Below are 8,301 nucleotides of genomic sequence, written 5' to 3'. Positions count from 1 at the left end.
TTCGATGGAACGACGGAGCGTGACCCTCGCTTCTTTACGGGCTCGATCGCCCCAAGGGGTTCCGGGCTACGCTCCGCCACCGCTCCGGACACTCTAGCAACGACCGAGCGCGATGGCGCCAAGTTACGAGGGGTCCAGGGGAATTCATTCCCCTGGCCTTTTTCTTTTGCCTTGCCTTCACCTTGTCTTTTCCAGCCTCCCCCCACCTTGCCGGGGCGGGGGTGCAGCCTTAGAAGCGGCGGGTCTCGTGTCGCTGGCGTTGCGCCGGCGGCTTCACCGCAGGGAGCGCGACGATGAGCAAGATCACCCGCCACGATAGCAACGCGGTTCTTTCCGGCGCTGTCGAGTATCATGGTTTCGTCTTCCTGGCGGGCATGACCGCCGACGACCTGGGTCAGGACGTCGTTGGCCAGACCAAGCAGGTCCTGGCCAAGATCGATGCCGCCCTCGAGGGTCATGGCACCGACAAGACCCGCCTGCTGCAGGCTCAGGTTTGGCTGAAGGACATTCGCGACCGCGACGCGATGAACAAGCTGTGGTCGGCCTGGCTGCCGGAGGGCGGCGCCCCCGTCCGCGCCTGCGTTCAGGCGAACATGGCGGACCCCCGCCACCTGGTTGAGATCATGATCACCGCCTGCCGCTGATGGTTTAGTCAGGTTTTCCTGACTTTACCGACAGAGAATCGGCGCCTCGGAGGCAACTCCGGGGCGCCTTTTTTGTTAGGTGTTTGAATGGTTTGAAGCCCTGTTGCCGATTTGCCGCAACACTGTGGCTTCACGCGCAGTTGTACCGCCTTGTAGGATTTACTTCTCATTAAGGCACGGTTCACAACAGGTGAATTCGCGAATCACGCCGCATTTCGAGCTGTAACATACCCAACAGTTGCCCCGGCTCGCGCCAAGTTGGTAGCCCAGGGATGTCGCGATGCAAGTCGGGACGGGGGCAAGGGTTGGGGGTTTCATGCGAGGCAAAAGCACAGCGGTGGCATTCGCCGTCCTGTTTGGTGCGTTCTGCACGGGTCAGTCGGCCGATGCCGCGACCAGTCGCAGCGCCCGGGAAACGGTGAAGCAGCAGCCGCGCGTGGCCTCGACCCAGCATGCCGCGGCGGCCAGCCGCAGCGCCAAGCCGCAGACCGCCAAGCCACAGCAGGTCTCGCGCCGCGCCGGCGTCGCCGCGCAGAGCTTCGCCGGCATTTCCTGCGTGCCCTTCGCCCGCTCGGTCACCGGCATGGAGATCAGCGGCAATGCCTACGCCTGGTGGGCCAATGCCGCCGGCGTCTATGCCCGCAGCCAGCGCCCGGAGCGCGGCTCGGTGCTCAGCTTCCGCGCCTCGGGCGGCATGCGCTCGGGCCATGTGGCGGTCGTCTCCCGCGTGCTCGGCCCGCGTGAAGTGCTGATCGACCATGCCAACTGGGAAGGCCCGGGCATCCGCAAGGGCACCGTGATGCGCGGCGTCTCGGTGGTCGACGCCTCCGAGAACAACGACTGGACCTCGGTCCGCGTCCAGGTCGGCCATAGCGACGCCAATTACGGCCGCGCCTATCCGACCAACGGCTTCATCCACAACCGCGCCGTCGGCTCGATCCGCACCGCCTCGACCGGTGGCTTCGAGGAGGTCGCCGAGGCCCCGGTTCCGGCCCGCGCCCATGCCGAGCACCTGGCCGGCGCCATCGAAGGCCTGGCCCGCGACGCTGCCCGCTAAGCCTTTCGACTGAGACGATCCGGACCGGCCGGGGCGCATCGCCCCGCCGGTCCGGCCCCCCTCCGCCCGACGCGCTTTCGCGGGGCAGGGGCGCCCGGCACAGCCAGGGCATGGCTTTTCCCGCCGCTTTCGCACCGCCGCATCTTTCTTCCGCTGGCTTGGCAGCGCATTCTCCGCCCCCGTTGGTTCGCGGGTCGAAGGAGTGTTTGCGCCATGGCCGTCATCAAGCCGCACGCCGCGCATTGGGGCAGCTACGACACCGTGGTCGAGGATGGGCGCCTGACCGGCATCCGCCCCTTCGCGCGCGACCCGAATCCGGGGGCGCTGCTGCATTCCGTGCCCGACGCGCTCTATTCCAAGGCGCGCATCGACCAGCCCTATATCCGCGCCGGCTGGCTGCGCGGCGAGCGCCGTGGCGCCGAGCGCGGCGACCGCGATTTTGTTCCCGTTTCCTGGGACCAGGCGGTGCGCTTCGCTGCGGAAGAAACCGCGCGGGTGCGCGCCGAATCCGGCCATCCCTCGATCATGGGCGGCTCCTATGGCTGGAGCTCCGCCGGGCGCTTCCACCATGCCAAGAGCCAGCTGCAGCGCTTCCTGGGGCTGGGTGGCGGCTTCACCACCCAGGTGACCAACTATTCCTACGGCGCCGGCATGACGCTGATGCCGCACGTGCTCGGCACCAACGACGTCATCCAGGGGCCGGTCACCGACTTCGCCAGCATCCTGAAGCACACGCGGCTGATGATCTGCATCGGTGGGCTGCCGCTGAAGAACGCCCTGGTCACGGCGGGCGGGGCGGGGGCGCATGAATACGTCCCCTGGCTGAAGCAGATCGCCGCCGCCGGGGTGCGCTTCGTCAATATTTCCCCCTTCCGCGGCGATGCGCCGGACTTTCTCGACGCCGAATGGGTGCCGATCCGCCCCAACACCGACACGGCGCTGATCCTGGCGATGATCCACACGCTGGTCGTGGACGGGCTGGAGGATCGCGGCTTCCTCGCCACCCATTGCACCGGCTGGGACAGGCTGCGGCCCTATGTGATGGGCGAGACCGACGGGATGCCCAAGACCGCCGCCTGGGCCGCAGCCATCACCGAGGTCCCTGAAGAAAAGATCCGGGCGCTGGCCTTCGAGGCCGCCCGCCTGCCGACCATGCTGACCGCCACCTGGTCGATCCAGCGCGCCGAGCATGGCGAGCAGCCCTGGTGGGCGCTGGTCGCGCTGGCCGCGGCCTTGGGCGGCATCGGCAAGCCGGGCGAGGGCATCACCTTCGGCTATGGCTCGATGAACGGCATGGGCACGCCGCGGCGCGAGATTCCTTCCGTTTCTCTCCCCGCCACCCGCAATGCCGGCGGCCTGGCGATCCCCGTTGCCCGCGTCACCGAGCTGCTCGAGCGCCCCGGAGAAATCCTGCAATACAATGGCCGCGACATCACCCTGCCGGATATCCGCATCATCTGGTGGGCCGGCGGCAATCCCTTCCACCACCACCAGGACCTGAACCGGCTGCTGCGCGCCTGGAACCGGGCCGAGACCATCATCGTCCAGGAGCCGTTCTGGACCGCCGCCGCCCGCCATGCCGACATCGTCCTGCCGGCGACGACGACGCTGGAGCGCAACGACATCGCCTCCTCGTCGCGCGACCGCTTCGTCCGCGCCATGCACCAGGCGGTGGCGCCGGTCGGCCAGGCCCGCAACGACCACGACATGCTGGCCGACATGGCCGAGCACCTCGGCTTCCGCGACCGCTTCACCGAGCAGCGCGACGAAGGCGCCTGGCTGCGCCATGTCTATGAGCGCTGGCGCACCGCCTGCCGCCATTTCGACTTTTCTCCCCCCAGCTTCGAGGAGTTCTGGGAGACGGGCCATGTCGAGGTGCCGCCGCCCGACGAAGACTTCGTCCTGTTCGAGGATTTCGCCCGCGACCCGGCGAACCACCCGCTGAACACGCCCTCCGGCAAGGTCGAGCTGTTCTCGGAGACCATCGCCGGCTTCAACTACGAGGAGATCGGCGGCCATCCGCGCTGGACGCCGCCCACCGAGTTCCTGGGCGCGCCGCTGGCGGCGCGCTTCCCGCTGCACCTGCTGTCCTACCAGCCGGCGACCCGGCTGCATGGCCAGCTCGACACCGGGCGGGTGGCCGCGGCCAGCAAGATCCAGGGGCGCGAGCCGCTGCTGATGAACCCGGCCGACGCCGCGGCGCGCGGGCTGGTGGACGGCGCCATCATCCGCGTCTTCAACGACCGCGGCGCGTGTCTCGCCGGGCTGCAGGTCACCGACGGCATCCGCCCCGGCGTCGTCGCCATGGCCACCGGCGCCTGGTGGGACCCGGAGCACCGCCCCGGCCGGCTCGACGTGCACGGCAACCCGAATGTGCTGACGCATGACCACGGCACCTCCCGCCTCGGCCAGGGCAGCGCGGCGCAGTCCTGCCTGGTCGAGATCGCGCTCTTTGCCGAGGCGCTGCCGCCGGTGACCGTCCACGACGCCCCCCGTCCGGTGGCGGAGCTTTCGGCATGACCGGCCGGCGTGCCTTGCTGGCGGGTGCCGCCGGGCTGCCGTTGCTGGCGCGGGCGGCGGCGGCGCAGGTCGTCAGCCTCGACATGCCGCCGGCCCGCTTCCCGGTGAAGCTGGATGACAGCCTGGCCCCCGGCTATCGCCGCGAGGTGCTGGTGCGCTGGGGCGACCGCGTCACCTTCGACGCCCGCGCCTGGGACCCGCGCCGCCCGACCGCCGAGGCCGCCTCGACCCAGTTCGGCTGGGACGGGCGGATCTGCGGCATGGTGCTGTCGCCGCCCGGCGCCGACGGGCTGTCGCGCGGCGTGCTGGCGGTGGCGCATCCGACCGTCGACCCGGCCATGGTCTTCCCCGATGGCCGCGACCGGCCGGCGGTTTCCGCCCAGCTGCAGGGCGCGTCCCTGCTGAACATCGAGAAGCAGGGCGGGCGCTGGGTCGTCGTCGATGGCGGCTACCAGTCGCGGCGGCTCGGTGGCGACACGCTGTGCCGCCTGACCGGCCCGGGCTCGGAGGCGGTGGGCACCGCCATCCAGGGGCTGCTCGGCCTGTCGGGCGGCTGCGCCACGCCCTGGGGCACGCTGCTGCTGGCCGAGGACGACCCGGCCCCCTGGGTCGCCCGCCTGTCGCGCCTGGACCCGCGATTCGCCGACGGCACCCGCTTCGGCTGGGTGGCCGAGCTCGACGCGCTGGACCCGGCCTCGGTGCCGGCCAAGCGCACGGCGCTGGCCCGCTTCCCGCGCGGCGACGTGGCTGCGGCGCTCACCCGCGACGGCCGCGCCGTGGTCTATCTGTCCGACCACCGCGCCTTCGGCTTTCTGTTCCGCTTCGTCTCGGCCGGGCCGGCGACCGAGCCGGATGCGCTGGACCGCGGCACCCTCTTCGCCGCCCGCGCCACCCGCCAGGGGATCGCCTGGGAAGCCCTGCCGGCCGGCGCCGAGACCGCGCTCAATCCGATCGCCGCGGCGGGGCAGGCGGGGGCCACCGCCTTCGACCTGCCGGCCGGGCTGGTGGTCGAGCCGCGCTCCGGCCGGCTCTACCTGGCCTGCAAGGGCAATGCCGCCCGGCGCCCCGACCAGGTCGATGCGCTGAACCCGCGCGCCGGCTCCAATGCCGGGCAGATCCTGGAGATCATCCCCGCCGGCGGCGACCATGGCGCGGCGACGGCGGCGGCCTCGATCCTGCTGCTGGGCGGCGTGCCGCGGCCGGGCGCCGGCGCCTGGCCGGAGAGCCCCGCGACCCTGTCGGTCGATGCCGGCGGCCGGCTGTGGATCGGCACCGACCATGACGGCCGCGTCGGCGCCCAGCCCGATATTCTTTTTGGATGTGACAGCGAGGGGCCGGGCAAGGGCTTCGCCTTGCCGCTCTATGGCGCGCCGCGCGGGGCTGCGATCGGCGGCGCGGCGATGTCGCCCGACGGGCTCGCGCTCTTCGCCCTGGTGCGCACCCCGGGCGCCGAGCCCGGCGCCAGCTTCGACCGCCCCGGCACCCGCTGGCCCGCCTTCGACCCGGCCATCCCGCCGCGCAGCACCCTGGTCACCCTGCTGCGCGAGAATGGCGGCCGCGTCGGCGGCTAGCTTCACGGCGCCCGGATCCGGGTGTAGATTGTATAAAATAGCACGGACACAGATATGACGGAGCAGTTGGGCGCGGTGCTGGACAGCCCGGTGCCGGCCATCACCACGGCCGAGGCCGAGGCTTTCGCGCGGCAGGCCTTCGGCCTGGATGGCGCCATCCGCCCGCTGACCGCCGAGCGCGACCGCAATTTCCTGCTCGTCGCCCGCGATGGCCGCGAATACGCCATGCGGGTGATCAACGCGGCCGAGGACCCGGCGGTCTCCGACTTCCAGAGCCGCGCGCTGATGCATGCCGCCGCCGCCGACCCGACCCTGCCGGTGCCGCGGCTGCACCTGCCTTTGTCCGGCGACGCCGCCGAGGCGGTCTGGCAGCCGGCGGATGGCGGCGCGGCCTGCCGGGTGCGGGTGCTCGACTACCTGCCCGGCCGGCCGCTGCACCTGACCGCGCCGGACCGTGCCCAGCGCACCGCCATCGGCCAGGGCCTGGCCCGGCTGGACCGCGCGCTCGCCGGCTTCCGCCACCCGGCCGAGAGCCATGTGCTGCTGTGGGATATCCAGCGCGCGCTGCAGCTGCGGGGCTTCGCTGAGCAGCTGCCGGAGCCCGCCGACCGCGACCTGGCGCTGGGCATCCTCGACCGGCTGGAGCGCCATGCCCTGCCGCTGCTGCCCGATCTCCGCCCGCAGGTCATCCACAACGACTTCAACCCGCACAATATCCTGGCCGATGCGGTGGACGACCAGCGCATCACCGGCATCATCGATTTCGGCGACATGGTGCGGGCGCCGCTGGTGCAGGACCTGGCCACCGCCGCCGCCTATTCCCTGGCCGCCGAGGGCCATCCGCTGGAAGGCCCGGCCCAGCTGATCGCCGCCTTCGATGCCGCCTGCCCGCTCTGGGACGAGGAGCTCGAGGTGCTGTCCGACCTGATCGCGACACGCAGCGCGGTCTCGGTCATCATCAGCGGCTGGCGGGCGCTGCGGCAGCCCGGCAATGCGGAGTATATCCTGCGCAACTACCCGCGCAGCCTGTCCGGGCTGCGCCGCATGGGCGCCCTGCCGCGCCAGGATGCCAGACAATATCTGCGGGAGGTTCTCGGCCGATGAGCATGATCAACGCCTACGACGCGCGCGCCACCAATGGCGTGGCGGAGCGCGAGCGCGCCCTGATCGCCCGGCGCGAGCGCCTGCTCGGCCCGGCCTATCGGCTGTTCTACGCCAATCCGGTGCATCTGGTGCGCGGCGAGGGGGTCTGGCTCTACGACCCCGACGGGCGCGCCTATCTCGACGTCTACAACAACGTCGCCTCGGTCGGGCATTGCCACCCGCATGTGGTGGCCGCCCTGTCGCGCCAGGCGTCGGTCCTCAACACCCACACGCGCTATCTGAGCGAAGGCATTCTCGACTATGCCGAGAAGCTGCTGGGCTATTTCCCCGCCGAGCTGAGCCATGTGATGTTCACCTGCACCGGCAGCGAGGCGAACGACCTGGCCTTCCGCGTCGCCCGCTCCTACACGGGCGGCACCGGCTTCATCGTGACCAGGCTGGCCTATCACGGCGTCACCGTCGCCATCTCCGAGATGTCGCCCTCGCTCGGCACCGGCATTTCCCTCGGCGAGAACGTCCGCACCGTGCCGGCGCCCGATGGCTATCGCGGCGGCGAGGGCGTGGCCGAACGCTTCGCGGCCGATGTCCGCGCCGCCATCGCCGACATGCAGGCCGCCGGCATCCAGCCCGCAGCGCTGCTGGTCGACACCGCCTTCACCAGCGACGGCGTCTTCACCGACCCGGCCGGCTTCCTGGCCCCGGCCGTCGAGGCGATCCGCGAGGCCGGCGGGTTGTTCATCGCCGACGAGGTGCAGCCCGGCTTCGGCCGCACCGGCGACGCCATGTGGGGCTTTGCCCGACACGGGCTGGTGCCGGACATGGTCACCATGGGCAAGCCGATGGGCAATGGCCATCCGATCGCCGGCATGGTGGCGCGGCCGGAAATCCTGGCCCGCTTCGGCGAGCGCACCCGCTATTTCAACACCTTCGGCGGCAACCCGGTCTCCTGCGCCGTCGGCCAGGCGGTTCTGGAGGTGATCGAGAACGAGCAGCTGGTCGAGAACGCCCGCACCACCGGCGCCTATCTGATGGCCGGGCTGCGCCGCCTGGCCGAGCGCTTCGAGATCATCGGCGATGTCCGCGGCGCCGGGCTGATGGTCGGCGTCGAGCTGGTGACCGACCGTGCGACCAAGGCCCCCGGCACCGCGGCGGCCGCGGCCCTGGTCAATGGCCTGCGCGAGCGGCGGGTGCTGATCAGCGCCTCCGGCCCGCATGCCAATGTGCTGAAGATCCGCCCGCCGCTGGTCTTCCGCCCCGAGCATGCCGACCACTTCTTGGCGGCCATGGAAGCGGTGCTGCCCAGCCTGCCGCGGTGCCGGGGGCCTTGGTCGCACGGTCGGTCACCAGCTCGACGCCGACCATCAGCCCGGCGCCGCGGACATCGCCGATGATCTCGAAGCGCTCG

6 protein-coding genes are annotated in these 8,301 nt (G+C 71.1%); all 6 read left to right on the top strand.

Annotated features, from left to right (window positions below; genetic code table 11):
• Positions 1-293 precede the first annotated feature (293 nt).
• The 6 genes from GVN67_RS26750 to GVN67_RS26725 all read left to right on the top strand — a co-directional run bounded on the left by GVN67_RS26750 (position 294) and on the right by GVN67_RS26725 (position 8,287).
• Positions 294-644, top strand: a complete 351-nt coding sequence (locus tag GVN67_RS26750) for a RidA family protein (RefSeq protein WP_160000367.1) — start codon at positions 294-296, stop codon at positions 642-644.
• 418 nt (positions 645-1,062) lie between these two features.
• Positions 1,063-1,701, top strand: a complete 639-nt coding sequence (locus GVN67_RS26745) for a CHAP domain-containing protein (protein ID WP_235035537.1) — start codon at positions 1,063-1,065, stop codon at positions 1,699-1,701.
• A 213-nt stretch (positions 1,702-1,914) separates the two neighbouring features.
• Positions 1,915-4,221 (top strand): molybdopterin-dependent oxidoreductase, encoded by a 2,307-nt coding sequence (locus tag GVN67_RS26740; RefSeq protein ID WP_160000365.1) that lies wholly within the window; start codon positions 1,915-1,917, stop codon positions 4,219-4,221.
• Entirely contained in the window at positions 4,218-5,792 is a 1,575-nt protein-coding gene (locus GVN67_RS26735) for a PhoX family phosphatase (protein WP_160000364.1), read from the top strand. Before GVN67_RS26740 ends, GVN67_RS26735 begins: the two co-directional genes overlap by 4 nt.
• Positions 5,793-5,846: 54 nt before the next feature.
• A complete protein-coding gene (locus GVN67_RS26730) occupies positions 5,847-6,896 on the top strand; it encodes a phosphotransferase (RefSeq protein ID WP_160000363.1) in 1,050 nt (349 codons plus the stop codon).
• Positions 6,893-8,287 (top strand): aspartate aminotransferase family protein, encoded by a 1,395-nt coding sequence (locus GVN67_RS26725; protein WP_160000362.1) that lies wholly within the window; start codon positions 6,893-6,895, stop codon positions 8,285-8,287. The genes GVN67_RS26730 and GVN67_RS26725 overlap by 4 nt, the downstream gene beginning before the upstream one ends.
• Positions 8,288-8,301: the final 14 nt, after the last annotated feature.

It is taken from the genome of Roseomonas sp. 18066 (genome assembly GCF_902706185.1).
GTDB lineage: Bacteria > Pseudomonadota > Alphaproteobacteria > Acetobacterales > Acetobacteraceae > Pseudoroseomonas.
The sequence above is the reverse complement of the archived record's forward strand: the minus strand, read 5'-3'. Positions and strand labels throughout refer to the sequence as shown.